Source organism: Streptomyces sp. NPDC045022, from assembly GCF_056432605.1.
Window position 1 is genome coordinate 17593 of the sequence record NZ_JBWKIR010000042.1, and the last position, 24402, is coordinate 41994.

Sequence of the window (24402 nt, forward strand, 5' to 3'; positions counted from 1 at the left end):
AGTGCAGTACGAGCCCGTACCGCCGATACACCGGCCAGGGGTGCCACTTCCCTGCCTGCCCTGCACGGTCCACGGCTGCTCCTCCGGGTACGGCAACGCGCGCCGGTGTTGCCGTCAAAGTGTGCCGTCAGCCGGGGACTCGGAGCTGCGTTTTGGTCCGCCAATCCGTGTTGCGCCGCCGCACGGCATGCGCACCTCGCCGTCGTCGTGCTCCGTCGCCGAGATTCCAGCCCGAGACCCACGCATTACGAGTTGTCCGATCTTGGTCCCGGGATGCTTTCCCGCTCCGAGTACCAACCGACGAGTGACGAAGAGATCTCCCGCACGCTCGGCACTGTATCCAATCCAAGTGGGCAGTAGCCGGCGGTGGGTCTGATCCCCAGTGGGCCGAACTCGCCGAAGGCGAAGACCCGGTCCGGGAGGCGATCCAGCACCTGCTCGATCCGGTCGAGCTTGGCGTCGCGCTCGGGGTCGGGGGACTCCTTCCAGGTCTTGGTGCGCTGGAACGTGATGCCGCGGCGCAGGAGCAGACACCGTAAAGTCTCGCGGCTGATGCGGATGACACGTCCGTGGACGCGGCGGCGCAGGTAAGCGGCGAGTTTGCGGATCGACCAGCGGGCCGCCGCTATCTGCTGCTACAAGCGACTCGTCCGCCTCACCACATAGGACACGGTGTCAGGTCGGGCATAGCGATCCACCGCCTCGACCCGCGAGACGGGGGCCCGGTCATCCGGTCGCGGTCTGCCTACTGCTCAGACGAGCCGCGACGCGCGCAATGGCGGTACCCCGCTCCCACCTTGCCCTGTACGAGGTGACTTTTGCTCGGTCTGTAGACGCCGGGGCTGCCCCGCCCGCGACGCGCGCACGTCGGGCGGACCAGCAGCAGTCGTGTCGCTTCCCGACCGAGTTTCAGGAATTGCGGGCCACGACCTTGCCGCCTGGGTAGGGGGTCTTGCGCTCCTCCATGTGGGCGTAGCCCATGAGGCCGATGAGGACTGCGAGGAGCACGGCAGATGAGCCCATCGTGCCGAGGTCGAGACCGCCCTTGGCGATGGGCTTGGTGAGGAAGTCGCCCGCGGTAGCCCCGAGCGGGCGGGTGAGTACGAAGGCGACCCAGAACAGCAGGACGTTCGGTACGACCGGTACGCGCATGAGGGCGAGGAGTACCCCGAGCATTCCGGAGACGAGGAGAGCGCCCCCCAGGTAACCGAGCCCGGAACTGTCGGATAGGAAGTCACCCATTGACGTGCCGAGCGTGTTCGACACGAGAATCGCCGCCCAGAACAGGGCCTCGCCGCGAAAAGTAGTGATGTCCCGGATGACGAACGTCATCCCGGTGAACTTCCATACGGCGAAGATCGCGATCAGGATAGAGATCAGGATCGCGGCGCCTACCGGGTAACCCAGTCCCAGGCCCTGCGGGCCCCGGCCCAGCGAGGTGGACCCGTTGGAGAGGAACTTGGCGCTGGCGTCACGGTTCATGAAGTCGGACATCGTGGTGCCGGCCATGCTGGTGGACAGGATGACGGTCCAGTAGAAGAAGGGGTTGTACCGCTTGGAGTTGAGCTGGACGACCAGGGTGACCACGAAGATCAGGAACAATGCGATCGTGGTCAAGAAGTAGCCCAGCTTGAGGGTCTGGGCGAAGAGGTCGCCGGCTGTCTCGCCGAGGGTCGTCGCGGCGATCTTCATGGTCCAGAAGGCCACTGTTACCTCTGGCAGCTTCTTCATGACGTATTTGTCGGTGCTGGCGACGTCCAGGTCGGTCAGCACTTCTGAGTTTTCCATGTTCGTTGCTCCCAGTTGGTACATCGACGTCACGCTGTCTCCGAGTAGGACCTTGAGCGGAGGGTGAACGGATTTGTGCGTGATCGGGAACGCCGCATCAGTTGCGACGGCGAGGCGGGCGGATCGGGGTGTGCTCTTGGTCCCTCGTCATACGGAAAACGAAGGTGACGCGTTCGGCACGCGCCATGATGCGGGGATGGTCTTTACCTTCAGCGTCTCGGAACCCGACTGGCCAGATGCGTCGCGACACGGTGCTGGACAGGCTCAGCACAGAGGCACGGGAGGGCTGACAGGCTGACCCCGGCCGGAAACGTCACCGCGTATTCTCCGGAGCCACCCGGAGCCACCCGGAGCCACCCGGAGCCACTCAGTGACGGCCGGATGCCTGACCCCGGCGCTCGTTACTTCGGCAGCCCTTGTCGAGGGGCGGGGGGGGGACCACGTCCGCACCGGCGCCGCCGGACTCGCCGGCACCGACGGGTCCGCGGACCTGGTCCTGCTCGATCTCGGCCTGCCCGACATGGATGGCCTCGACGTCTGCCGCAGCCTGCGCGCCCGCTCGGCCGTACCGATCATCATGATCACCGCGAGGGGAGAGGAAGCCGACCGCGTCGTCGGCCTGGAACTGGGCGCGGACGATTACCTCGCCAAACCCTTCGGCGTACGGGAGTTGGTGGCCCGTATCCGCGCGGTCACCCGCCGCACCACCGGGGCGCTGGCCTTCCCCGCGCCGACGCGACCGCCACCGTCCGAGGCCGCCGGAGCGCAGCTCCTCGGCGCCCTGGAGCTCAACCGCCGCACCCGCCAGGTCCGCCTCGGCGGCAGTGACGTACCCCTGACGCCACGTGAGTTCGACCTGCTCGCCTACCTCGCCGAGGACCCCGGAACGGTCCATTCGCGCCAGCAGATCATGGACACGGTGTGGGATCCGCACTTCTTCGGCCCCACCAAGACCCTCGACGCCCACATCGCCGCTCTGCGCCGCAAGCTCGGCGACCCGGCCTGGATCACCACCGCCCGCGGGGTCGGCTTCCGCCTCACCGTCCCCGGCGACCATGCGCAATCCGAGGCGGCCCGATGACCCGACGCCTGCTGCTCAGCTACCTCGGCGTGGCCATCCTCGTACTGGCCGGCCTGGAGATCCCGCTCGGCTGGCTCTACGCCCGCGCAGAGATCTCCCGCGTTTCCCAGAGCGTCGAACGCGACGCCTCGATGCTCGCCGAGGTCACCGAGGAGAACATCGAGAAGGGCAACCTCGACGCCCTGCCCCATGTCGTCAGCGAGTACGCCACCCGCACCGACACGTCGTCGTCACCGACAGACAGGGCATCGTCCTGGCCGACTCCGCCCCGGCCGGCCGCACCGGCATCAGCCTCGCCGGCCAGCCGGACATCGCCCGCGCCCTGAGCAACCGGCCCACCGTCACCGCCACGACCGACAACGCCGGCAACGACGTCCTTCTCGCCACCATGCCCGGTGCCTCGGGCACCACCATCCGCGGCACCCTGCGCCTGACCTATCCGATGGCCGAGGTCAGTGCGCGCGTGCACCGCATCTGGGGGGCCCTCGCGCTGGCCGGTGCCTGCGTCCTGGCGGCCGTCGCGCTGGTCGCGTTCGCCCTGGCCCGCTGGATCACCCGGCCACTGCGCACTTTGGAAGCCGCGACCACCCAGCTGGCCGACGGCCACCTCGCCGACCCGCCCGACGCCACCACCGGCCCGCCCGAACTGCGCAGTCTGGCCGCCTCCTTCACCCGCACCGCCACCCGGCTGCAGCGACTCCTCAAGGGCCAGCAGGCGTTCGCCTGCGAAGCCTCCCACCAGCTGAAGACCCCGCTGACCGCGCTGCGCCTGCGGCTGGAGAACTTCGAGCCCTACCTCGACCCACGCGCCCACGGAAGCCTGGAGGAAGCCGTCGGCGAGGTCGAACGTCTCGGCCGCATGGTTCAGGGCCTGCTCGCTCTGGCCCGCCTGGAGAACACCGCCACCACTCCCGAACCCGTCGACCTCGACACCACCCTCGTCGACCGCGCCGCGATGTGGGAGCCACTGGCCGCCGAGCAGTACATGACCATCGACATCACCGGGCCACCCGCCGGCCGTGTGTGGGCGATCCCCGGCGCCCTGGAACAGATCATCGACAATCTCCTCGCCAACGCCCTGCGTGTCTCCCCGCCCGGCACCACCATCGCCCTGCACCGTGTCCCGGGCGGCGAGCTCCACATCGTCGACCAGGGGCCCGGCATGAGCGAAGCCGAACGCGAGCGCGCCTTCGACCGCTTCTGGCGAGCCTCCGACACCGACCACGACGGCACCGGCCTCGGCCTGCCCATCGTCCGGTACCTCATCGACGCCTCCGGCGGCACCATCACCCTCCACCCCGCCCCCGGCACCGGCCTCGACGCCCGCATCCGACTGCGGCCGGTCGCCCCGCGGTCCCGCGGGCCGCGCTCGGGCGGGGAGGACTTCGGCTCCCGTCGCTCTCCCAGCCATCGAACACGGACAGCTGGCCGGCGGTAAGGCCCTCACGCACGCAGGAACAGGCCGGGCTGCTCCGCTGTCACTTCTTCGACGAGGCTGTCGGCGATGCGGGCGAGGTGTTCGGAGGCGTCGTCGCTGCGAGGTCAGCGCAGTGCTCATGGTCGGTGAACGCCCCACACCCGTGCGCCATCATCCCGTCAAGCTGGAACGCGCCGACCTCACCCTGCAGGCGCTGGGCCGCCATCTTCTGCACACCAGGCGGCCATCCCCGACACACCCCGAACCGGACGACCCCGACCAAGAAATCGTCCGCAACGCGGTGGTCCGGTCGTTCGGCGCGAGTACCGGGGCCGTGGCGGGCACGCACAGACCTCGTCGGTCCGGCACCTGCTCATCGCTCGTGCAGAGCATGCCCACGGCCCGGCACCCGCTGCTGCACCGCTACCGGGTCACGATGATCACCACGACTCGGTTGTCGAAGCGGTGGTCGAAGCAGGCTCGTGGGTGGTTGAAGCAGAATCCACGGTGGTCGAAGCGGGACCCGCCATGGTCGAAACAGCGCCAGTCGTCGTGGTCGAAGCACCGGTTGGTGGTCACTTGGTTGTGCACGGCAGGGGCTGCTGCTGCGGCTGTGCCTGCTGCGCCGATTGCAGCGCCGCCTGCCATCAGAATGCCGGCGGCGGACGTCGTGGCGAGACGCCTCGCGCATGGTGCTCGCATGACGGATACATCCCTTCCTTCATCACCTCGTGCGACTTCCAGTGGCACGAGGTGGATGGTTCCGCCTCGGGGGAGGACGGCACGTCGTGGGCGTTGCCCGTGCAATCACGTCTCGTATATAAGATTTGGCTGCACCGAAACCCGCCAAGGGCGTATCCCCCGGCCGCGGCCTTACTTTCCATACGTCAGCGGCGCCCTTTTGGATTGGCGCATCTCCGAGCGGCGATCCACGTCGCGGTCGAGCAGGGCCAAAAGCCGCTGTCGGTCGTGATCACGGCTGGCCAGCGGGGCGATTCCCCGCGAGCCGGTCCTGGAAGCGATCCGGGTGCCCCGGATCGGACTCGGGCGACCGCGCAAGCGCCCGGACAGAGTCCGCGCGGACAAGGCATACGACTCAGGCCGGAGCCGCGCAGGATCGCCAGGACCTCCCGCTGGAAGTCCTAGCGGCGCAGCAGGTCGTGGGACATCTCGGCTGCGGCGAGGTACCAGGCGCGGCGGCGAATGTGGGAGACGGCGTCCTGGTCGTCGAGGACGGCGGCTGCGGCCTGCTCGGCCGTGGTGCACGCGAGCTCGCGGGCCTGGCTGATGGCGGCCTCCCGGCGTGCCGAGCGCGCCTTCGCGTCGACCCACCACTGGGCGTGCTTCGGCTGCACGCGTCCGGTGATCCAGGCGTCGTAGCGGGCGCGGGTACCCTCCGGGTCAGCCACCCACTCGCTGGCCCACTGGCCGGCCAGCTCGGGGAGCTGCTGCTGGATGAGGCTCAGGACCTTGTCTCCGCGCGGGCCGAAGGCGCGCGAGATGTCGGTCTCCTCCACGACGCGCAGCCGGTGCCTGAGTACCCAGCCGGGTAGTGCCGCCCGCCCCAGTTGCCCGCCTCCCCGAGCGGTTCGACGATCCACAGCCGGCCGGCCACTGGACAGCCCACTCGCTGCTGCGCTCCAGGACCTCGCCGACGCCGCGCTGGGTGTAAGTGCGGAAGTAGGAGAACGAGCTCTCGTCGTACCACCTGTGCTTGCATACCCAGCCGACGTGCTCGGTGAGGTTGACGGTCTCGTACGAGGTGGTGAAGCCGGCGGTGGACGGGACGGTGCCGTCGGGCATCGTCACCATGTAGTGGAGCGACGGCTTGCTCAAGATAGCCTCCGAGGGCGTCTTCGGTGCGGGGCCGGACTGTCCGGTCCTCCGCAACGCCCCAGCCGTGAAGGTGGGTTGGGGCGACACGGGGAGCCGTCAGGGTGCGGCGCGGTCGACGACGGGCCGGTGCACGTCGCGGTGACGGAGGTCAACGTGGTGGCCGCGGCGGCGCAGGCGCCGGGCCAGCAGGTAGGCCGTGACGCCGGCGCTTTTCCGGACTACGAGCTCGTCCTCGGCTGTACTTCGCGCAGGGCCCGGGCGGCTTCGAGGGTTCGCCCGCCGTTGCCGGTGACGGGCTGCAACGTCTTCATGTGTGGTCGCGCAGGAAGGTGGGGATCTCGTCGTGGGTCGGGTAGTTCGGCAGGGGGGCTGGCTTGTCCTGGAGGAACGCAGTGATGACGGCGGCGGCTCGGTCGTTGTTGTCGTCCAGGCCGTTCCACATGTGGTGTCCGACCCCGGGCATGTACTGCGTGCGCTGGATGGCGGGGTCATTGGCGAGGATGGCGGTCGCCCATTGACGGACCTGGGAGGAGCATTCGGCGATCATCAGCACCGCGGGGGTCCGGGACTGCCTCAGTAGCGGTGCGATGGAGGGCGAGTCCTTGACTGTCTGCTGGACGCGGAGGCTGGCGGCGGGGCTGAAGGAGAAGTTCTGTGCGGTGTCCTCGGTGGGGATGCGGTGCGCGTCACGCGCGCAGTAGGCGGATGCGGTGTCGCTGCCGAGGTCGGCGGCGGTGAAGGCGTTGTCACCTTCGGCCTGTCCGATGAGTCCGGTGTCGGGGGTAAGGAGTCCAAGTCGCATGAGGCCGAATGCCACGGCGTACCGGGGGACGTGCGTCGATCGCGGTCCGGTCGGGGCCGGGGCGAGGCCTCGTGCGGATGCTTGCCCCTTGTGCCCGGTGATGCGTGCGGTGGGGCCGTCCATGGGCCCGGGCTCGGCGATGATCGCCCGGTGCAGGCGTGCGGCGACGCCAGGGTCGGCCAGGGCTCGGGTGAGCACGACTCCGCCTCCGGAGAATCCGAGGATGTCGACCTTGCCCCTGTCCAGGCGGTCGACGAAGGCGGCGAGGTCACGGACCGACCTGGAGATCGTGTACTGGTCCACGGGGAGCAGGTCGCTTCGTCCGCCGCCGGCCTGTTCGTAGGCGTAGATGTCGTAGCCCTGGCGTGCCAGGAGTCGCAGAAACCGGTGGTCTTGCATCGAGATGCCGCGGATGGGTCCTCCGTGGAGGTACACGAACGGGACAGGATGCCGGGGGCCGGGGTTCGCGGGCGGGTAGTGATACACCGCGACCCGGCTGCCCGTGGCCAGGTTCCAGTGCTGAGTGGACACGAACGGCAGCGCGGGCGGGTACCGCCGGGCCGTCGGCACGGTCGGGATGCAGACCGTCGCCGTCAACGCCGCCGCGACGACCACCGGCAGGAACGGCACGAGCCTCGCCGGCCAGGTGCGGTGCCGGCCCCACCACAGCGCGAGGACAGTCCCGGCCCCGAGGGTCGTCAACCACGCGGCGAGCCCCGAACCTGCCCCGTCCGTGAGGGCAATCAGTGCGAGGAAGACGACGGCCAGCGCCGCGACGGCGGCCAGGGCCAGCAGTAAGCGCCCGGTGAAGCGGACGAGACGTATGGCGGACGTGGGCACGGCGGACCTCCGATAGTTTCAGAACTATGTTTCAAAACGACGTTATCAAAGAAGGTAGGCTGCTGACCGTGGGTAGGCCCAGAACAAACGACGAGGCCGTCAAAGAGCGGCTTGTGGAGTGCGCGACCGAGATGCTCGCCACCCGTCCGCGAGAGTCGGTCACGGTCCGCGCCGTGGCCGCCGCCGCCGATGCGTCGACGACGGCGGTTTACTCGCTGTTCCGTGGTAAGGACGGGCTGATCAGTGCGGTGCGCGACAGAGCGGTCGCCGGCCTGTTCCAGGACGTGTCGGCGGTGCAGACGTCCGCGGACCCTCTCGCCGACCTCTACGCACTGGCCGTCGCCTACCGTCGTTGGGGGCGCGGACACAGCCACCTGTACACAGTGCTGTTCGGTGGTGTGCAGTCCTTCGACCCGTCGGGAGAGGTCGGTGCCAGTGACCCGATCCGTCCGCTCCTCGCGGCGATCGATCGCGCCTTGACGGCGTCCGTCCTCGCCGGCGACGCAACGTCGATCGCCCTGTCCATCTGGGCGGCCCTGCACGGGCTCGTGACTCTCGAACTGGCTGGGGCGCTCGACGCCGCCACGGCCGAGGCCGCATTCCGCTCGTCGATTCACGCCACGCTGCGCGGATGGACGACCCCGGAGGTGTTCCGCAGTCTTCGCCAAGCCGAACTCGCTCAGTGACAGGATCAGGACCGGTATCCGGACTCTCCCGATCCTGGCTGAAGCAGTGGTGTGTGGTCGGTGAAGACCGGCATGCCAAGGTCAACCAGCTGCGGCTCATGACCGTCACCACGAAGCACTCGACGCGCCGACAACTGCAGACCGCGAATGCAACAGCCGAACAGGCCCGGGCACGGAACAACGTACTGCGGGAACGGTTCCCGCCCCACTCCGCAGAGGCGCGGTGGCCGGCGACAGCGCAGTCGGCGGATCTCAACCGACGCAGCCCTCACACCGTCGATCTGGGCATGCCGAGCTCCACAGCCTCCGCACGCACTGCCAAAGCCAGCGGTGAGAAGTCGTGACCAGGACGAAACTGCCTGGCCACAGGTTCCTGAGACCGTTTACTCTGGCGTCCATGCGGACCGTCTTCGCGGCGAGATGGCTGCGACTACAGCAACGCTTGACCGGCTGTTCGACGGCCAGACCGGATACTGGACTGACAGCTAGTGCCGTGTCAGAGAACCTTTGCCTCAGCTGACGGGACGCGCGGTTCGGATGCCGCGATCTGCAGCGCGCTAACCTGACGCCATAAAGGAGCACGGCGTGACCTATGGGCCGTCTTCAAGGAACGGCGCTGTGGCGAAGGAGCGAGATGCAGGCACTGACACTTGGTCCCACGAACCATGAGCGTGTCGTGCTCTTCGCTGCTGGAGCAGGCGGCGATCCGGAGCGTTACCGGCCCATCCTGGATCATCTGGCAGCCGATGGCTGCCAGGTCATCGCGCCTTACTTCGAGCGTTTTGTCGCTCGGGAGGCGACCACGGCCGAGCTGCTTGTGCGCCCGGCCGGGCTGGTCGAGGCGCTTCACCGGTGGGGGGCTCCGGACGCGTCTGTTGTTGTGGTCGGCCACTCGATCGGTGGTTGGGCTGGTCTCTGTCTCGCTGGTGCGGTGCCCTGGGGGCGGGACGGCAAGCCGCTGGATGTCCCACGAGAGCCGCGCGTTGGCCGTCTCGTCTTGTACGCCCCCGCAGCCGGCTGGTTTGCCGCTCCGGGTGCCTTGGACGCCGTGACAGCACCGATGCTCGTCTATGCGGGGGAGCTGGACACCGTCACGCCCGTCGAGCAGGCCCTCCGCTTGAAGAGCGCGTCAGCCCAGGTGGACCTTCGCGTCGTGCCAGGGGCTGGTCACTTCAGCTTCATGAATACGCCTCCGCCGGGCACGGTCGAGGGCGAGGGCTTCGACCGTGCTCAGTTCCTCACCGACCTCGCGCAAGCGACCAGGGAGTTTGCCATCGCGTCCTGAGGTGACGTGACGCGCCGTTCAGACGCTGGTCCGGACGGCGCGGCATTGCCAGGCTGTGCGGGTGGCAGAACCAGTACGGGTCCGTGAGATCGATGGCGACGAGGGGCAGCGCCTGTTGCGGATCATCCGCAGAGGCACGGGCTCGGTGGTGACCTGGCGGCGTGCGCAGATGGTGCTGCTGTCCGCGCAGGGGATGCCGGTGGTGCGGATCGCCGAGGTGTCGTTCACCAGTGCCGACCGGGTCCGGGACGTGATCCGCAATTTCAACGCCGACGGCTTCGGCTCTTTGTATCCGAAGTACTCGGGCGGCCGGCCGAAGACGTTCACGCTGCCCGAGCGGCGCGAGATCAAGAAGATCGCGAAGTCGAAGCCGACCGAGCATGACCTGCCGTTCTCGACTTGGAGCCTGACCAAGCTGGCAGACTTCCTGGTCGCCGAGGGGGTGGTCGACGACATCAGCCACGAGGGCCTGCGCATCCTGCTCCGCGAGGAAGGCGTCTCCTTTCAACGCCTGAAGACCTGGAAGACCTCCCGCGACCCCGACTACGCCGCCAAGAAGGCCCGCGTGGAGCACCTCTACGCGATCGCCGACGGCGAGGTCATACCCGAGGACGGCGAAGCCGAAGTCGTCTTATGCCTGGACGAATTCGGCCCGCTCAACCTCCAGCCCCACCCCGGACGGCAATGGGCCGAGCGCGGCGGACGGCACAAGGACCCCGACCGGGAGCCGAGGCCCCGGAGGCGGGCGACCTACACCCGCCCGCACGGGGTCAGGCACCTGTTCGCCGCCTACGACCTCGGCAAGGACAAGCTCTACGGCCACATCAAGCCGAAGAAGAACCGGACGAGATTTCTGGAGTTCTGCCGCTACCTGCGCAGCCTCTACCCGCCCAAGGTCCGCATCGCGATCGTGCTCGACAACTTCTCCCCGCACCTGACCACAAAGCGGGACACCCGGGTCGGCGGCTGGGCCGCTGCCAACAACGTCGAGTTCGCCTACACGCCGACCAACAGTTCCTGGCTGAACCGCATCGAGGCCCAGTTCACCGCCCTGCGCTACTTCGCCCTGGACGGCACCGACCACGCCAGCCACAAGGAGCAGGGCAGCATGATCCGCCGCTACATCATCTGGCGAAACAAGCACGCCGCCGACGAACTCCTGCGCGAGGTCGTCAACAGGGCGAACGTTGCCTGATGCGGCACTAGCTCTACATCAACCTCGAAAACGACCGCGACGGCCAGCTGTTCGCCGACTGGGAACCCGACGACGTCCGCCGTCTGGAAGCTGCACTCGGTTCCCGCCCTTCCTGGGCCCTGCAGGTCGACATCTCCGGCCGCATCGATGGCACAGCCGAGATCCGCAACCTTGCATCATGCCTGCTACAAGAAGGTGGAGTCCCGGTCCACGACTACTCCTACCACTGCTGGACCCTGCACGAGATCGAAAGCGCCCTACAGGTCGATGGACTGCGCTTCTTCGACTTCCGCACCTACCACGACAGGGCCTGCGACCAGTAACTCCAGGCGCCCACCGGCCCAAGCTCTCCCAGGCCAGGTCCGAAGGGGTCTACTCAGGACGCCGTTCGCACGTCATGCAGCATCAGGGAGAATCCACCATGTTCGACCACGTCACCGGGTTGCGGCCCGAGGAAGCCGCGCGATGGACCGCGCTTGTCGAGCAATGCCGGCCTGTGCTCGCGAACGAGGGGATGGAGGCCGTTCAAAATCTGCTGGCCGAGCACGGCATGAGCACCATCCAGTCGATCGCGATTACCCGGGCGTTGCTCGGTTGGGCAGAGACACCTCTACGCATCGCCACCGACATCGTGACCACGAGTGCTGCTCGGACGGTCATCAGCGACGCAAACTGCGCTACGAAGAACAGCACGGACATTGGTTCAGAGAAGCAAGCATGCTCGTGCTTGCAGGGGGTTCCGTAGGGCCGCCCGCAGGTGCCCAGTGACAGCTTGCGGAGCTCGAAGTGCTGCTGGAAGTCGTGCCACTCCTGCTCGGTGGGCTGGCGGTATTCGTCCTGCGGTCGGTCAGCCCGGCGCCGGTCGAGGAAGCCGCGGTAGGTGCGCACGAGGTCATCCTGAAAGACCGCGAGGTACGCCTGAGTGGTGGTCAGCGTTTTGTGTCCGAGGATGCGGGCGGCGATCTGGACGGGCAGGCCGCCGGTGACGGCCTCGGTGGCGAACATCCTGCGGAAGTCGTGCGGTGTGTAGGTCAGCGGCTGGCCTGCCTGGTCGCGCAGGCCGGTGGCTTCCAGGGTTCGATCGAGCCTGTGCTTGACTGCGGCCTCGCTCATGACCTGCGCCTGCCAGTAGGGCCGCCGCTGGAAGAGGTGAGGCAGCAGCGGGCCGGTAACGCGCTCGTGGGAGTCGTAGCGGGCAACGAGCGGGATCTTGCCGCAGTTGGCGTAGCGAAGGCGTTTGATGATGGTGGCCAAGACGCTGGCGAGTTCTGGGCTGACGAGTAGGAACCGTTCCTCGTTGCTCTTGGACGCAAGGATGTGAAGCAGCGGAACGACTTCGACCCGCTTAAACAGCCGCCCCAGCAAAGCCCGGTCGATGGATGCGTCAGCGGCGGTGAGCAGCGCGTTCTGCAGGTGCGCAGTCAAAGCGGCCCACGTGCGGAACGTGCCGTGCGCGCACGACCGGTCGATCCACGTCAGCTCCGGGGCCGGTACGGTGCGCCACAGCGGATGGAAGCCGGTCACCACGGTCGCCACTTCCGCTCCGGTCAGGCGTGGAACCTCCTACCATGCGCCGATACGCGATGCCAGCTGCGGCAGCCGGGACAGCGCCCGCTCGCTGCCCGCCCCGCACAGCACCAGCGTGATCCGCGTGCCAGGGTGGTCCGACAGGCTCTGCAGGTACTCCAGGCACGGCACAGACAGGCGCTGCGCCTCATCGACCACCAGCACCCGCGCCTCACCCAGAGCCCCCGCGACCGCGGCGTCGGCCCGCGCCGACGTGTGCGGGAAACGGCCCGCCAGCGCCAGAGCGAGCGCCAGAGCGTCGAACACCGCCCGCCTCATGCCGGCCACCGACGGGCGCACCGGTACCGGCACCCACGTCACCTTCCAGCCCGGGGGCACCACTGAGCGCCATCCGCACGGCCGCGGTCTTGCCCCGGCCCGGGTCGCCGAACACACACACCGCGCCCTGGGTCGCCATCGCCTGCCCGACCGCCTCGGCCACCGCCCGCACCGACGACGTCCGCACCAGCTGCGCGCCCGCCGGCAACGCCACACCCGCCACCGCACCGCTCTCCCCCACCGGCACGCCCCCGGGCGCCTCTGCTACGAGACGCGGTGGCGGTAGCGCAGACGTCTTCGCCGCACCGCCCTGACGTGGCCCGGCCAGGGCAAGGTCAGCCAGAGCCCACCGCGTTTGCTGCTTCTCCCACTCCCGCCGCACCACCGCGCGGTCCGGCAGGACCCTGCCGGCCAGAAGATCCCGGCACACCGCCCGGTGCAACGACGCCAGCGAGGGCACCTCGCCCCCGGCCTCCTTCAGATGCCGGTGCACGCCACGTTCCCGCCCGCCTGAGCCAGCACCTCCCACGCCTGATCGGACAACTCCAGCCGGGCCCGCGGCCTCGCCTCCGTGCGGCCCTCCGTCCGCGCCGCCTCCAGCCAGCGCCACACCGTGCGCACATTCACCCCGCCGACCTGGGCGCCCGCACGCACATGCGCCGTCGTCAACGCCCCGGCCGCATCGAGCTCCAGCAGCCGCCCCACCAGCACCGGCCTGGACACCCTCGCACTGAACTGCCATGGTCGGGCTCAAGGTCGGCCCGACCACGGCTGCCCCGCCGGTGTTCGGTGTGTGCGTCAGGTAGGCGCCCGAGCACTGCGCCCCGCCTGATCGTGCGCGGCCCCTGTGGCGGTGAACAGGCAGAACAGCCGGAAGAAGGACCCGCAGTTTCCCCGGCAGACACCCTGTGGTGTACTCACCTGCGCTGGTCCAGATCACCCGGCGGGGGGCGTGATGAGCGAGGGCGGATTTGGGGTGCACTTACGCACTCGGCGCAAGCAGGCCGGGTTGACGCAGGAGGAGCTCGCCGACCGCTCGGGGCTGAGCGTGCGGGCCATCCGTGACCTCGAGCGCGGCAGGGTTGCCCGGCCCCGCCGGGAAACGGTGCGGCTACTCGCCACGGCCCTCGGCCTGCCGGAGGACGAGGGCGAGGAATTCCTTCGTCTTGCCCGTCAGGCGCTATCGCCGCCCCGACCCGGGTGCATGGACGCCGAGTTACCGACCGCTTCCGCCGCGATGGCACCCATCGACCGTGACGTTCCGCATCCCTCAGGCGTTCCGCCAGACGAAACGGCCATGCCCCCGAAGGCAGAGGCAGCCGGCCACCGGGCCGGACACGCACGCGGGAGAAGACCCGCGGCACGCTACGGCATCCTGCTCACCGCCCTGCTGACAGTCACCGCCCTCTCATCCGACCACGGCCCGCTGCCCTCCCACCACGGCCTGCGCATCTTCCGGACCACGAACAGTGCTGCCTATGCCGCCCGGATCGGCAACAACGACTCCACGCCCCCTTACGGTCCTCCGTCGACCACCGGGGCCGATCTGCAGGTGCTGCACGCGGTCGCCCGCGGCGAGACGCTGATCGTCACCGTCGCGCTCACCGGTGCGGGCTCAGGTGCGGTCACCGTGACCGACACGGCCGGCAACACCTACCGGCCAGCCGGGCAGATCGACGACCGTGGCCGCCTGCTGCTCTTCGCAGTCGTCGGTGCCAGGCCCCTGGACACGCTCGATCAGATCAGCATTCGCTGGCCGCGAGCCACCACCGCCCACACCGCGGTCGACGCATTCCGGGGGATCACTGCCGCCGGACCATGGACCGAGGCCGAACCGGACCCCCGCGACAACACCAGCACCAGCACCAGCACCAGCACCGAATCCATCAACATCGGCGACCTGCCACTGTGTGCCGCAGGCGACCTCTTCTTCACCGCCATGAACGCCCCCACCGGCCCCGTCCCCCAATTCGATGCGCCCTGGCAGGAAGCGCCCTGGCAGCCCGTGGACGTGGATCCACCACCCCACAACCCCACGCTCACGACGGCCTACCGCTCCATCACCTCCACAGACAGCGACTGCACCGTCCACGGCACCGCGACCCCACCATGGCAGTCCATCACCCTGCGCCTCCACGCAGCGGCAAGACCAAACAACACACGCTGAGACATGGCGGGGGCCTGCCGGTTCAGTCGTCGGTCGACGCGCGGTCGCAGGAATGGCTCTAAGGGCTGTCCCGTAACTGCTGGTCGCGGGTGAGATGATCTTGCCGTGTCTGGTGTGATCACGGCGTCGGAGCCCTCCTGGATAGCCCCGTTCACCGGGCTGAGCCTGCGCCAGTTCGGCAAGCTGATCAACGTCGTCATGAACTGACCGATATGAGTGGGAGTTCGTCCGGCAGCCGAGTCACTGCGCGGGCGGAAGCGTCTTGATGACCGCACTGTGCTCAACGGGATCGTGTGGAAGTTCCGGACCGGGACCGCGTGGCGGGATGTGCCTGCGTGCCGTCGGCCTCGGCGCCCTCGCGGACCTCGGCTTTCGCGGCCTGGAGAACGCCGTACTTGACCCCGTGATCGTCACCGGTTTCCACGCCAGCCGCACCCACAAACTCACTCCCCGCCAGAAGGAAGCCAACCGCATACTCGCCGTCGGACGCACCCCGGTCGAGCACGGCTTCACCCACCTCCAGAACTGGCGGATCCTCGCGAAGCTCCGGTGACCCCGCCCACGCCACCCACCTCCTGCGCGCCCTGATTGTCCTGACCAACCTAGAAATCAACCGCTGACGGACGATCTACGGCGCAGGCTGCCGCCCACGACCAGCACAAGCGTCCCGGAACGGTCACACCAGCCCTGCTGACCTGGGATTTTCAGGTTCGCGGAGGCTCAGTGGATGGGACGGGTCTGGGAACTCAGTGGAGGTGCAGGGTGAGGGACTGCCATGGCACGGTCGCGGTGCGTCGACCGCGTAGCGGTTGTCTGCAACGATCCGCATCCCCAGTCGTCCCAGCGGATTGCCCGCACGCTCGGCCCCGAGCGTTCGGCGAGCTCCTCCTGCGTCAGCCCGGCCCCGCTGCGCCGGGCGCGTAAGCCGCCCTCGCTCATGACACCCCCACCAGATGATCTGGCCCTGCGCAGGCGAGTACATCACAGGGCGTCTGCCGGGAAACTGCCGGTCTTTCTTCCGGCTGTTCTGCCTGGTCACCGCTGTGGGAGCTACGGACGATCGACACCACAAACCCGAACGAGAGGAACAAGCGCATGCGTCGCTCGCCCCGAACCAGTTCTCGTGTCAGCCGCTTCGGTGCACCTGTGGTCATCACCGGGATGGCCGTCATCGCGGCACTGGCTTCAGCCCAGTCCGCCTCGGCCCTCACCATTCACCCCACGGGCCACACCTGCCGCAGCGAGACCGCAGGCAGCTTCGCCCCGGTCGCCTTCAATGTCTCCCTCGACTCCTGCTCTCTCGGCAACGGAGGCTACGGGGTCAGCCCCCAGGCCGGTATCCACAACCCGGGCGGTGTGCCGATCGACATCTGCGCGCATGCGGTCGACGTGAACACGGGGAACTGGGCCTACGACTACGGGTGCTCGGGCTGGAACAGCCAGAACAGCTGGGACTGGAAGCCCAAGACCTACCACGACCTGCCCACGGGAACCTACGTGATATCGGTCGGGTTCTGGGCCAACAGCTCCAGCGGCAGCCTCTCGTACTACGGGGATATCCAGAGCCCCAGGATCACCGTGACACCGTAACCCGCCGGCGGGGAAAACAACCGGCCTGCCAGAGCGTGCCCTGCCTTCACTGGGAGGCAGGGCACCATGCCGTTGAAACGATCTGCACGCGTACGGTCGTGAAGCCGGCGGTAGGAGCTGTGTTCCTACCGCACCGCCCTGACACCTGAGGAGCCGCGAGCGGACCCCGCTCCCGCCGCGCCGCCGGCAACCTCGCGACGGCGCGCGGCCGGGTGCGAGGGCCCAGGCGCAGCAGGACCACTGGCTCCGGAGCGTCGGCCGCGTCAGAGTCGTAGACCGCGTACCGGCCGTGATGCTCGGCCGGGGCGTAGTCGATTTCGTTCTCTGTGTCGCCAGTGCCCGAGATTCGCACGTATGCGTCTGCACCAGCGGGAACCCAGATCCACACCGCTCCGGCCGAGACATCGCCGCCCCGTCGAGACTTGATGGACACGTCGGCGAGGACGGATTGCAGCAGCGCCCCGGCGGTGTCCGCTCAGGACCGGCCTCCCGCCCTGGCTTCTTCGAGTAGTACGCCAGCTGACCAGACCTGTTCGCCTGCCCGACGGCGTCGGGCGTAGGCAATGGTGAGGGCGGCGACCAGGGGCCCCCAGGCCAGCAGGGGGGCGTAGCAGACGTCCATGATCAGGCCCGCCGTACCGTGCGGGAAGTCGGGGTTGTCCAGTGGCCCTCCTGGCACCAGCGTGACCGCGGCGCACAGCCCCGTCACCGCAACGACGCCCACTGCCGCGGGTATGGCCACCGCCAGCGGTGGGATGCGGCGGCCGCCCAACCGCGGAACCCAGCTCGGCACCCGTTCGCCCCAAGGCTTCACCAGGCCGAGCGTCAGGCAGGCGGCCGCCTGCGACACTACCGACAGGATCAGCACGTAGACCATGATCGGAGTCCCTGTGTAGAGAGAACCGAGTCGTCCGGTGAAACCGACATCTACGCCGAACCCGAGGGAGAGCCGCCACACACACGAAGGCACTGTGCAAAGCACCGTCGCCCAGGCCGCACACACCGCCCATCGAGGGGCGGCGATCTGGGCATTCTGCGACGGGAACTTACTAGGCATCATGGACTCCGGTGGGAGCGAGGCGAACCAACAGGTTCACGATGTCACCGCCCGGCACGCAGCGGCATCATCCGCCAAGACGGGGTCTGCTCCGCCGCAAGTGGGACCTCACCTCAGTCGCCAGGACGATTTCAAGTCGGCGTGATCTCTTAGGTGCTGGTCACGGTGGCGTGACGATGACCCACCGCCAGCTGCAACAGGTTTCCCGGCGCCGCGCGCTGCGGCAGCAGCGGGAGGGCGGCCGGTGCCGAGCAGCAGCAACTCGTCAGCACCCGGGACAGGCGAGGCCGAAATCGGGCGGCCGGACAAGGGCCGGACGACGCCCGCGGCCGGCCCGGAAACCGCCAGCGGGCCCGACACCGCCGCTGGCCGGAGGGCGACACGGCGGCTCAAGCCCCCCAACCGCGAGTCCCGGCCTTGGCATGGCCAACGCCGCGGTGCAGGCCGCTCCTCGGGTGCTCGGCGGCGGGCCCCGGGGCAAGATGCACGCAGAGGTGACGTGACGCGATATCCCAGCTCTGGCCGCGTCACGTCACCTCATCACCGCGTGGAGAGCAAGGTGAGCTTGTCCTACCTTCCAAGCGTGGGCCTGAGATCACGCGTCCGCGCGGCCTGCCTGGAGAAATGCCGGCCTCCCGTTCGCCCCTGCGGTGCCAGGGAGGTGCCTCGACATCGATGTCGTTCCGCTCGGGCCTGATCTACTCCGATCGGACTCAGCGGTGGGGTGATGCGACGTGGGCGAGTGGCGAACTGAGCCAACGTTCGCGATGTGCCGAGCGTTGACGGACGGGGCAGACCTGTCCTCGTTCGTGGGTGGGCCGTCGACGAAGTCCCCTGGGAGAACTTCCCGCAGGGGGATCACGTCAGGGAGGCCATTCACCTGCTCCACAGCGGCGGCTCGCCCGTTCGCGCCGGAACGGGTGTGGTGAGCGGCATGTGCGCTAACGACATGCGAGCAGCCCCCGTGCTTGCCGTGCCGTTCCTGATCCGGATCGCTGCCGACACCCACCACCCTTACCGTGCCGACGCGGGAGATGGCCGCAGAACCCGGTCTCACCCTCACCATCTACACCGCCGAACCCGGCTCACCCTCCGAAGAGGGGCTTCGACTGCTCGCCACCTGGGCCGCAACGCAAGAAGCCGACACGTCGGCAAGGCAACTGTGAACAGACAGACAAGTAGTCCATCCGCCGCCCGCTCTGGCCTTGTCGGGCAGTAGTGAAGTCAATGTGCGCGCTTGGCGCGGCGAACCGCTGGCACCGGGCCGGCTGCCTTGGCATTCCACGCCGGGCGGTTCCGTCTCCGGCATGAGGCAGCGGTTCCGCACCGGCGCCGGGGTCCCCCGCTCTGGGGCGCTCAACACTCTCCGGTACAGCAGCCGTCCCCGGGCCCGGAACCCGCGACGGTCTGCAGACGGCAGAAGCAGGACGCCTCGATCGGGACGTCCGTCATCGCCGTGGCGATCTTCAGTTGCTGGCCCAGGATTCGTGCCTCCCCTTCCTTGCCGAGCCGCACGAGGCACTCGTGGAGGCCGTGCAGGGCCCAGACGTTGCCCGGGTGCTGCAGTGCGCGCGGCAGCGTGTCGTCGAGTCCGAGGTCAGCGCGGTAGACGGCCTCGGCCTCCGCGACCAGGCCCTGTTCGAGGAGCAGCGCGCCGTACGCGTGCCGGGTGGGCTGCATCCACCCCCACGGCTCGTCGTACGGAAGGCCGTCGTCCAGCTCGATCGACCGACGCAGTGCCGCGAATGCCGTTTCGTGCTTCCCCTTGCGGTAGTCCAGCTCTCCGTCCAGCATGTGCGCGGCGATCGCCAGGATGTCCGCACAGGTGTTGTTGAACAGCATCCGTGTCTCCGGGACCCGGGTGACCGCGTTGCGGAAGAGCCCACGTTCCGTGTCGGCCTGGTCGATCCGGCCCGTGGCCGAGAGCGCGACCCCGCGCGCGTACCGCAGCATCGCCGTGGTCACGCAGTACAGCTGCGCATCGGCGGGCATCGCAAGGCTCAGGATGTCCTCCCAGCGGCCGAAGCGGATGAGCACATGCACCCGCATCGCGAGGAAGCCCTCCAGCCAGTCCGCCATGGGCGGGCTGTCCACGCGCAACAGGTCCTCGGGCACGGCCGCTTCGAGCCGGTCCGCTGTTTCGATCGCGTCCCGGAAGCGACCGAGGAACATCGCGCCGTAGATCTTGAAGTGGTAGTTGTGACACCGGTACAACGTGTAGAAGTTCATCGCGCCGGCCCTGGTGCGGAACTTCTCGTCGGCTGTAATCGCCTCGGTGTTGTCGGAGACCACACGGCGGTAGTCGCCGCAGAGTACTTCCAGGTGTGATGGCATGTGCCGGAGGTGGCCCGCGTCCGGCACCAGACCGCGCAGCCGGTCACCCACCGGCAGGGCGGCCTCGGGAGTCGGGGACATCTCCATCAGGTGGATGTACATGTGGAGCAGGCCCGGGTGCCGTGCGCCCGCCTCCGTGGCGATCGCCCGTTCGAGTACCGTCTTGGCCTCGGTGGTGCGCGAGCCCGGGGCCGGCCTGCCCGTGCGGGGTGGCCACATCGAGGTCGTCGGCGGCCAGTCGGTGGACGGCCCGCATGCTGTCGGCGTAGCCGACGTTCCACTCGGAGCAGTCCTCGACGTCCGGGGCATGGGCCCGTGGATAGCGGGCACGCAGTGCACTGATGAGCGCCTGCTCGAGTGGCGTGGCGGCGGAGGCCTTCGCGTGTGCGCGCTGCACGGCGGCGTGCGCACGCTCCACCGTCCGCCCCAGGTCCTGCTCGTCGAAGAACTCCCAGGGCTTGTTGTAGTTGGGACCGAGCGCGTAGGCCAGGCCCCAGTCGGCCATGGCACAGTCGGGATCCGCCGCGGCGGCGGCCTCGAAACAGCGGACGGCCTCCTCGTGGTTGAAGGCGTACGTCCAGTTCAGCCCGCGGTCGAACCACGTCTGCGCCTCGGAGGACGACGTCGTCACACGCCGACCGTGGCTGCCGAGGTCGTAGTAGTGCATACGAGCTCCTCAAGGCTGCCGACCAACCGTCCCGGTTACTGGGATGGCACGACGGTGGCCGGTGTAACGACCCTAGCGAAGCACGGTGGGGAAATCGCCCATTCATGCTGGAAAATACCCAGGCGCAACGTCCGGGTGAAAGTGCGCAGCCCGGCACTTCGGGGCGGGCCCGGACGCCGTAGTGCAACGACTCGGAGACCTTGGCCGGCTGTCGGCGCGAGGACGCGATCCCGAGGAGGTCTTCGGCAATGTGACGCTGCCGACGCATGTGATCGACGCCGAGGGCGATGGTGCCTTGCAGAGCCATGAACGTTGACGGTGCACACCACTGTTGTGCTGCCGGCCTTCGACGCGGAGCCTGCCGCTCGCCGGGACCGTGTGCCGATGAAGCCGGGGCGGACAGCGAGTCGGAGTTCGTGATGTACCCGGGGTCGGACCGCTGTCTGTTCGACCTGGCGCCGTCCGGGTAGCCGTTCCCGACCGTCGACCACCAGCAGGCGGACGTCGCTTTTCACGACCACCCGAAGGGGACGTGCTCTTCCCTCTCCCCCGTCGAGGCCTTCGGGTACGACCCGGCGGAGTCCTTCGTGACATGGAGTGGCGGCTACCTGACCTAGGACACGGCCGTCGTCACCCTGGGCGGTGAGAGCCAGGACGAGGAGGAGTGGTTCCGCTACCACCTGGTCCGACGTACGCACGCTCAGCGGCGAATTCATCGTCGGAGTGAACAGCCCGTACGAGCTGGTGCCCCTGGGCGACGGTTCCTGGCCACCGACGGCCCCGGCGGCCGTCCCGGATACCGACAGGCGAACCTTCCCGCAGCGTGGAACTGGGCATTCAGTTGGCCAGACCGGCCAACTACGATGCTCAGTCACCATTGGACCGCACGGTCTGCGAAGGGCCACTGCTCCTTGAGAGCGAGGTCCGATGCACCCGTGCTGCCTTGGGGCGCGCTCCGGCGCGGTTGAGGCGGGCCGAGCGCGCGGCCGAGCGGGCCCATTACGCTTGGGTGCTCCGACGGGCGGTCGCCCGACGGCCGGCGGGGGCGCTCGTGCGGCTGCCCCGGACCATCCCACCCCGAGGACGGTAACCGAGTGTCCTTCTTCACCATCGGCCACCGCGGTGTCATGGCCGTCGAGCCGGAGAACACCCTGCGCTCCTTCCTGCGGGCCGAACGTGAGGGGCTGGACGGCATCGAACTAGACTTGCACCTGAGCAGGGACGGCGAGCTGGTCGTCATGCACGACGAGACCCTGGACCGCACGACGGACGGCTCCGGTCCCATCGCCGACCAGGAGTTGCGGAAGCTCAAGGAGCTCGACGCCGGCCTCGGTGAGCGGATCCCCACGTTCGGGGAGGTACTGGATGCCGTCGGACCGACGCTGCCGATCCAGGCGGAGATCAAGGACGCGGCCGCCGCCCGGTCGCTGGCCAAGGTGCTCGCCGACCGCGACCTTCTCGACCGCGTCTCGGTGCTGTCGTTCCACGACGTGGCGCTGATCGAGATCCACAAACTGCTGCCGCAGGCCCGCACCGTGCTGGTGGCAGGCGCCAGCGCGCACGGCGACACCTTCGTCGGCCGCGCTCAGAAGGTCGGTTCCACCCTGGTCAGCGTGGAGCTGCGCCAGCTGAACCAGGCCATCGTGCAGAAGTGCGGCGCCGCCGGCATCGACGTGATGGCCTGGACCGTCAACGACGAGCGCGACCTGGCGCTGGCCCGCGCGCTCGACCTGGTGGGCTGCGTGACCGACCAGCCCGGCATGAAGCGGCTGGTCGAGGCCACAGCGTGACCCCTCAGGGGTCCAGGAGCGAACCGGCCGCTCGTACGGTCGGACGAGAGCACGAACGCCGGCCTGCCAACCAGTGCTGGGACGCCGATAGCTAGGGATAGGGAGATGTCAGGGGGTTCTAGGGCGTGTTGTGAAAGTGCTTGCTGTGGGTTCAGGATCGAGCGGAGCGGTGGCCTTGATCAACGCGGCTGGGGTTCATACCCTCGCTCGATGGGACATGACGATCTTCCGACCCTTGAACTCGCCTTCCCGGGTCCGGAACGTGACCGTGGTGTGGCGGCGATCCTGAACGGTCAGAAGACCGCGCTCACGGGTCTCCTGGAGATCTACGAGCACGCCGGAGAGGCTGTACCGGTGACCGGTCAGCGATTCTCGGTGCTTGATTCCGAAGCTCGCCCGGCCGTCACGATCGAGCTCGTCGACGTGCGCGTCGTTCCCATGAAGGAGATCGACGACGACTTCGCGCGAGCCGAAGGACGCGGTTACTCCGACGTGGCCGAGTGGCGGGCAGCCCACGAAGAGTTCTTCCGGAGCGATGGCGTGAGCGAGTACCTGGGACGCACCCCAGTCATTGATGACGACACTCTTGTCGTTGCGGAACGCTTCCGAGTGGTCGAACCCCACGACTCCGGTGGTCAGTGACCCGCCTCCGACTCGATGAGAGTCCGGGAGGATCAGCCGGACAGGCCCTGTGGGTGCTGAGACGGCTGTTGGTCATAGCCACTCGTTGATGGCTGCGACCAGCACGGTTGCCTCGTAACGGACGGCGAGCTTGTCATATCGCGTGGCGACGGCTCGGTGGCGCTTCAGCCGGTTGATCCCGCATTCCACCGCGTGGCGCTCTTTGTAGTCGGCCTTGTCGAACTTGGGCGGTCGGCCGCCTCGGGAGCCGAGCTTTTTGCGGTTGCGGATCTGGTCGGACTTCTCCGGAATGGTGCACGCGACGCCTCGTCTGCGCAGGTAGGCGCGATTCGCGCGAGAGCCGTAGGCCTTATCGGCACGGACCTTGTCTGGCTTGGTGCGGGGCCGGCCCGCGCCGATGCGGGGCACCCGGATGCCCTCCAACACGGGCTGGAACTGCGGGCTGTCGTGCCTCTGGCCGGCGGTGACGAGCAGGGACAGAGGCTTCTGTCCCTGCTCGACCGCGAGGTGCAGCTTGGTGGTCAGTCCGCCGCGCGAGCGTCCGAGGCCGTGATCGTCGGGCTCGATGTCGACGCCACCAGGAGGCTCCTTCTGCAAATCCCCCTTTTACGGGCCCCAGCGGCGTGCTGGTGCGCGCGGGCGATCGTGGAGTCCACGCTGACATCCCACGTGATCAGGCCCCTCACATCGGCCTCGGCCTGCAGTTGCTCGAAGATCCGCTTCCACGTCCCGTCGCGCTGCCACCGCCGGAAGAGGTCGTGGCCCGATCCCACGGCCCGTACCGCTCGGGAGATCCCGCCACGGCGCACCAGTCCTGGTCCGCCACCGTATGCCGTCGATCAGCTGTCGACGGGTCCATGTCGGCGGCCGTCCTGGCTTCTTGCCCGTCGGCAACAACGTCTCAAGCCGGGCCCACTGGCCATTCGTCAGGTCACCGCGCCCCACGGAAAGTGATCATTTCAAGACCTTGATCTACTTTCGCAACAGACCCTACCTGATCTTTTCGTAAGTTCAGTGGGTGTGGTGGGTGGATGGTGAGTCCGGTGTGGGCGAGGAAGGACCATGGCAGTTGTGGGTTGTGGTTGATGCGGTGGATGCCTTGTTCGGTGGCGTCGGCGACATCGGCGAGGTGGTCGCCGGTGAGGTTGGCGAGTTCACGTTTCTTGAGCGAGGACCACAGCAGTTCCACCGGGTTGAGCTCGGGAGCGTAGGCGGGTAATCGTTCCAGGGTGAGCCAGTCCTGTTCGGCGACCCAGGCCCGCATGGCCCGGCTCCAGTGGGCGGACAGGCCGTCCCAGACCAGGACCACTCGCTCGCCGCGGTAGAACACCTTCATCTGCTCCAGGACCTCGATGAGCCCGGCGGTGTCGTAGCTGCCGG

General features: G+C 68.3%; 22 protein-coding genes and 6 pseudogenes. 15 read left to right on the forward strand and 13 right to left on the reverse strand.

Annotated elements, in window-relative coordinates:
- Positions 1-359: 359 nt before the first annotated feature.
- Both AC07C1_RS38005 and AC07C1_RS38010 read right to left on the reverse strand, forming a co-directional pair.
- Positions 360-617 (reverse strand): annotated as a pseudogene (locus AC07C1_RS38005) (IS630 family transposase); the annotation flags it as partial.
- A 292-nt stretch (positions 618-909) separates the two neighbouring features.
- Positions 910-1788, reverse strand: a complete 879-nt coding sequence (locus AC07C1_RS38010; protein ID WP_478946707.1) for a COG4705 family protein — start codon at positions 1786-1788, stop codon at positions 910-912.
- A 385-nt stretch (positions 1789-2173) separates the two neighbouring features.
- Between AC07C1_RS38010 and AC07C1_RS38015 the strand changes: the two genes are divergently transcribed.
- The 3 genes from AC07C1_RS38015 to AC07C1_RS38025 all read left to right on the forward strand — a co-directional run bounded on the left by AC07C1_RS38015 (position 2174) and on the right by AC07C1_RS38025 (position 4307).
- Positions 2174-2869 (forward strand): response regulator transcription factor, encoded by a 696-nt coding sequence (locus AC07C1_RS38015; RefSeq protein ID WP_478946726.1) that lies wholly within the window; start codon positions 2174-2176, stop codon positions 2867-2869.
- Complete coding sequence (locus AC07C1_RS38020; protein ID WP_478946708.1) at positions 2866-3195, forward strand: hypothetical protein; 330 nt, start codon at positions 2866-2868, stop codon at positions 3193-3195. Before AC07C1_RS38015 ends, AC07C1_RS38020 begins: the two co-directional genes overlap by 4 nt.
- 62 nt (positions 3196-3257) lie before the next feature.
- Positions 3258-4307, forward strand: coding sequence for a sensor histidine kinase (locus AC07C1_RS38025; RefSeq protein WP_478946709.1), 1050 nt, complete (start codon positions 3258-3260; stop codon positions 4305-4307).
- A 40-nt stretch (positions 4308-4347) separates the two neighbouring features.
- Here AC07C1_RS38025 and AC07C1_RS38030 read toward each other — a convergent pair whose 3' ends face one another.
- The gene (locus AC07C1_RS38030; RefSeq protein ID WP_478946710.1) at positions 4348-4521 is read right to left on the reverse strand and encodes a hypothetical protein; all 174 of its coding nucleotides are present in this window, start codon (positions 4519-4521) and stop codon (positions 4348-4350) included.
- Positions 4522-4709: 188 nt separating this feature from the next.
- Positions 4710-4877 (reverse strand): hypothetical protein, encoded by a 168-nt coding sequence (locus AC07C1_RS38035; protein WP_478946711.1) that lies wholly within the window; start codon positions 4875-4877, stop codon positions 4710-4712.
- Between the two features lie 375 nt (positions 4878-5252).
- Here AC07C1_RS38035 and AC07C1_RS38040 point away from each other — a divergent pair.
- Positions 5253-5388 (forward strand): annotated as a pseudogene (locus AC07C1_RS38040) (IS5 family transposase); the annotation flags it as partial.
- A gap of 40 nt (positions 5389-5428) precedes the next feature.
- Here the strand turns inward: AC07C1_RS38040 and AC07C1_RS38045 are convergent.
- Positions 5429-5803, reverse strand: a complete 375-nt coding sequence (locus AC07C1_RS38045; RefSeq protein WP_478946727.1) for a hypothetical protein — start codon at positions 5801-5803, stop codon at positions 5429-5431.
- 626 nt (positions 5804-6429) lie between these two features.
- Positions 6430-7764, reverse strand: a complete 1335-nt coding sequence (locus AC07C1_RS38050; protein WP_478946712.1) for an alpha/beta hydrolase — start codon at positions 7762-7764, stop codon at positions 6430-6432.
- Between the two features lie 68 nt (positions 7765-7832).
- On the opposite strand from AC07C1_RS38050, the gene AC07C1_RS38055 reads away from it, so the two are divergent.
- The 3 genes from AC07C1_RS38055 (at position 7833) to AC07C1_RS38065 (ending at position 10930) form a co-directional block, all read left to right on the forward strand.
- On the forward strand, positions 7833-8450 hold the full coding sequence (locus AC07C1_RS38055) for a TetR/AcrR family transcriptional regulator (RefSeq protein ID WP_478946713.1): 618 nt from the start codon (positions 7833-7835) through the stop codon (positions 8448-8450).
- A gap of 634 nt (positions 8451-9084) precedes the next feature.
- Positions 9085-9735 (forward strand): alpha/beta hydrolase family protein, encoded by a 651-nt coding sequence (locus tag AC07C1_RS38060; protein WP_478946714.1) that lies wholly within the window; start codon positions 9085-9087, stop codon positions 9733-9735.
- Between the two features lie 61 nt (positions 9736-9796).
- Complete coding sequence (locus tag AC07C1_RS38065; RefSeq protein ID WP_478946715.1) at positions 9797-10930, forward strand: IS630 family transposase; 1134 nt, start codon at positions 9797-9799, stop codon at positions 10928-10930.
- Between the two features lie 525 nt (positions 10931-11455).
- Here the strand turns inward: AC07C1_RS38065 and AC07C1_RS38070 are convergent.
- The 3 genes from AC07C1_RS38070 to AC07C1_RS38080 form a co-directional block, all read right to left on the reverse strand.
- The gene (locus AC07C1_RS38070; RefSeq protein WP_478946716.1) at positions 11456-12466 is read right to left on the reverse strand and encodes a tyrosine-type recombinase/integrase; all 1011 of its coding nucleotides are present in this window, start codon (positions 12464-12466) and stop codon (positions 11456-11458) included.
- A 27-nt stretch (positions 12467-12493) separates the two neighbouring features.
- Positions 12494-12808 (reverse strand): AAA family ATPase, encoded by a 315-nt coding sequence (locus AC07C1_RS38075; protein WP_478946717.1) that lies wholly within the window; start codon positions 12806-12808, stop codon positions 12494-12496.
- A 444-nt stretch (positions 12809-13252) separates the two neighbouring features.
- The gene (locus tag AC07C1_RS38080; protein ID WP_478946718.1) at positions 13253-13498 is read right to left on the reverse strand and encodes a hypothetical protein; all 246 of its coding nucleotides are present in this window, start codon (positions 13496-13498) and stop codon (positions 13253-13255) included.
- A 232-nt stretch (positions 13499-13730) separates the two neighbouring features.
- Here AC07C1_RS38080 and AC07C1_RS38085 point away from each other — a divergent pair, with 232 nt between their 5' ends.
- The 5 genes and pseudogenes from AC07C1_RS38085 to AC07C1_RS38105 all read left to right on the forward strand — a co-directional run bounded on the left by AC07C1_RS38085 (position 13731) and on the right by AC07C1_RS38105 (position 16532).
- Complete coding sequence (locus AC07C1_RS38085) at positions 13731-14942, forward strand: helix-turn-helix domain-containing protein (RefSeq protein WP_478946719.1); 1212 nt, start codon at positions 13731-13733, stop codon at positions 14940-14942.
- 105 nt (positions 14943-15047) lie between these two features.
- Positions 15048-15140, forward strand: a pseudogene (locus AC07C1_RS38090) (IS5/IS1182 family transposase); the annotation flags it as partial.
- Between the two features lie 18 nt (positions 15141-15158).
- On the forward strand, positions 15159-15341 hold the full coding sequence (locus AC07C1_RS38095; RefSeq protein ID WP_478946720.1) for a transposase: 183 nt from the start codon (positions 15159-15161) through the stop codon (positions 15339-15341).
- Positions 15268-15495 carry a transposase family protein gene (locus tag AC07C1_RS38100; RefSeq protein ID WP_478946728.1) on the forward strand — a complete coding sequence of 76 codons (228 nt, stop codon included), beginning with the start codon at positions 15268-15270 and terminating at the stop codon, positions 15493-15495. The genes AC07C1_RS38095 and AC07C1_RS38100 overlap by 74 nt, the downstream gene beginning before the upstream one ends.
- A 593-nt stretch (positions 15496-16088) precedes the next feature.
- Positions 16089-16532, forward strand: a complete 444-nt coding sequence (locus AC07C1_RS38105; protein WP_478946721.1) for a hypothetical protein — start codon at positions 16089-16091, stop codon at positions 16530-16532.
- A 475-nt stretch (positions 16533-17007) separates the two neighbouring features.
- Here AC07C1_RS38105 and AC07C1_RS38110 read toward each other — a convergent pair whose 3' ends face one another.
- A complete protein-coding gene (locus tag AC07C1_RS38110; protein ID WP_478946722.1) occupies positions 17008-17409 on the reverse strand; it encodes a hypothetical protein in 402 nt (133 codons plus the stop codon).
- Positions 17410-18617: 1208 nt separating this feature from the next.
- On the opposite strand from AC07C1_RS38110, the pseudogene AC07C1_RS38115 reads away from it, so the two are divergent.
- A pseudogene (locus AC07C1_RS38115) lies at positions 18618-18755 on the forward strand (transcriptional regulator); the annotation flags it as partial.
- Positions 18756-18945: 190 nt separating this feature from the next.
- On the opposite strand, the pseudogene AC07C1_RS38120 reads toward AC07C1_RS38115, so the two are convergent.
- A pseudogene (locus AC07C1_RS38120) lies at positions 18946-20590 on the reverse strand (hypothetical protein).
- Positions 20591-21684: 1094 nt separating this feature from the next.
- Here AC07C1_RS38120 and AC07C1_RS38125 point away from each other — a divergent pair.
- Together AC07C1_RS38125 and AC07C1_RS38130 are read left to right on the forward strand one after the other, a co-directional pair.
- Positions 21685-22380, forward strand: a complete 696-nt coding sequence (locus tag AC07C1_RS38125; RefSeq protein WP_478946723.1) for a glycerophosphodiester phosphodiesterase — start codon at positions 21685-21687, stop codon at positions 22378-22380.
- Positions 22381-22590: 210 nt separating this feature from the next.
- Positions 22591-23022 (forward strand): ASCH domain-containing protein, encoded by a 432-nt coding sequence (locus tag AC07C1_RS38130; protein ID WP_478946724.1) that lies wholly within the window; start codon positions 22591-22593, stop codon positions 23020-23022.
- 72 nt (positions 23023-23094) lie between these two features.
- Here AC07C1_RS38130 and AC07C1_RS38135 read toward each other — a convergent pair.
- Positions 23095-23967: pseudogene (locus AC07C1_RS38135) on the reverse strand (IS5 family transposase).
- Positions 23954-24402: transposase (locus AC07C1_RS38140; protein ID WP_478946725.1), on the reverse strand; the 449-nt coding region annotated here is incomplete at its 5' end. The pseudogene AC07C1_RS38135 and the gene AC07C1_RS38140, both read right to left, overlap by 14 nt.

What these genes read in the sequence shown, in the direction of transcription:
- AC07C1_RS38010 (WP_478946707.1), bottom strand. Translation starts at nt 1,788, where the DNA reads ATGGAAAACTCAGAAGTGCTGACCGACCTGGACGTCGCCAGCACCGAC.
- AC07C1_RS38020 (WP_478946708.1), top strand. Translation starts at nt 2,866, where the DNA reads ATGACCCGACGCCTGCTGCTCAGCTACCTCGGCGTGGCCATCCTCGTA.
- AC07C1_RS38025 (WP_478946709.1), top strand. Translation starts at nt 3,258, where the DNA reads ATGCCCGGTGCCTCGGGCACCACCATCCGCGGCACCCTGCGCCTGACC.
- AC07C1_RS38060 (WP_478946714.1), top strand. Translation starts at nt 9,085, where the DNA reads ATGCAGGCACTGACACTTGGTCCCACGAACCATGAGCGTGTCGTGCTC.
- AC07C1_RS38085 (WP_478946719.1), top strand. Translation starts at nt 13,731, where the DNA reads ATGAGCGAGGGCGGATTTGGGGTGCACTTACGCACTCGGCGCAAGCAG.
- AC07C1_RS38100 (WP_478946728.1), top strand. Translation starts at nt 15,268, where the DNA reads ATGTGCCTGCGTGCCGTCGGCCTCGGCGCCCTCGCGGACCTCGGCTTT.
- AC07C1_RS38110 (WP_478946722.1), bottom strand. Translation starts at nt 17,409, where the DNA reads ATGGTCTACGTGCTGATCCTGTCGGTAGTGTCGCAGGCGGCCGCCTGC.
- AC07C1_RS38130 (WP_478946724.1), top strand. Translation starts at nt 22,591, where the DNA reads ATGGGACATGACGATCTTCCGACCCTTGAACTCGCCTTCCCGGGTCCG.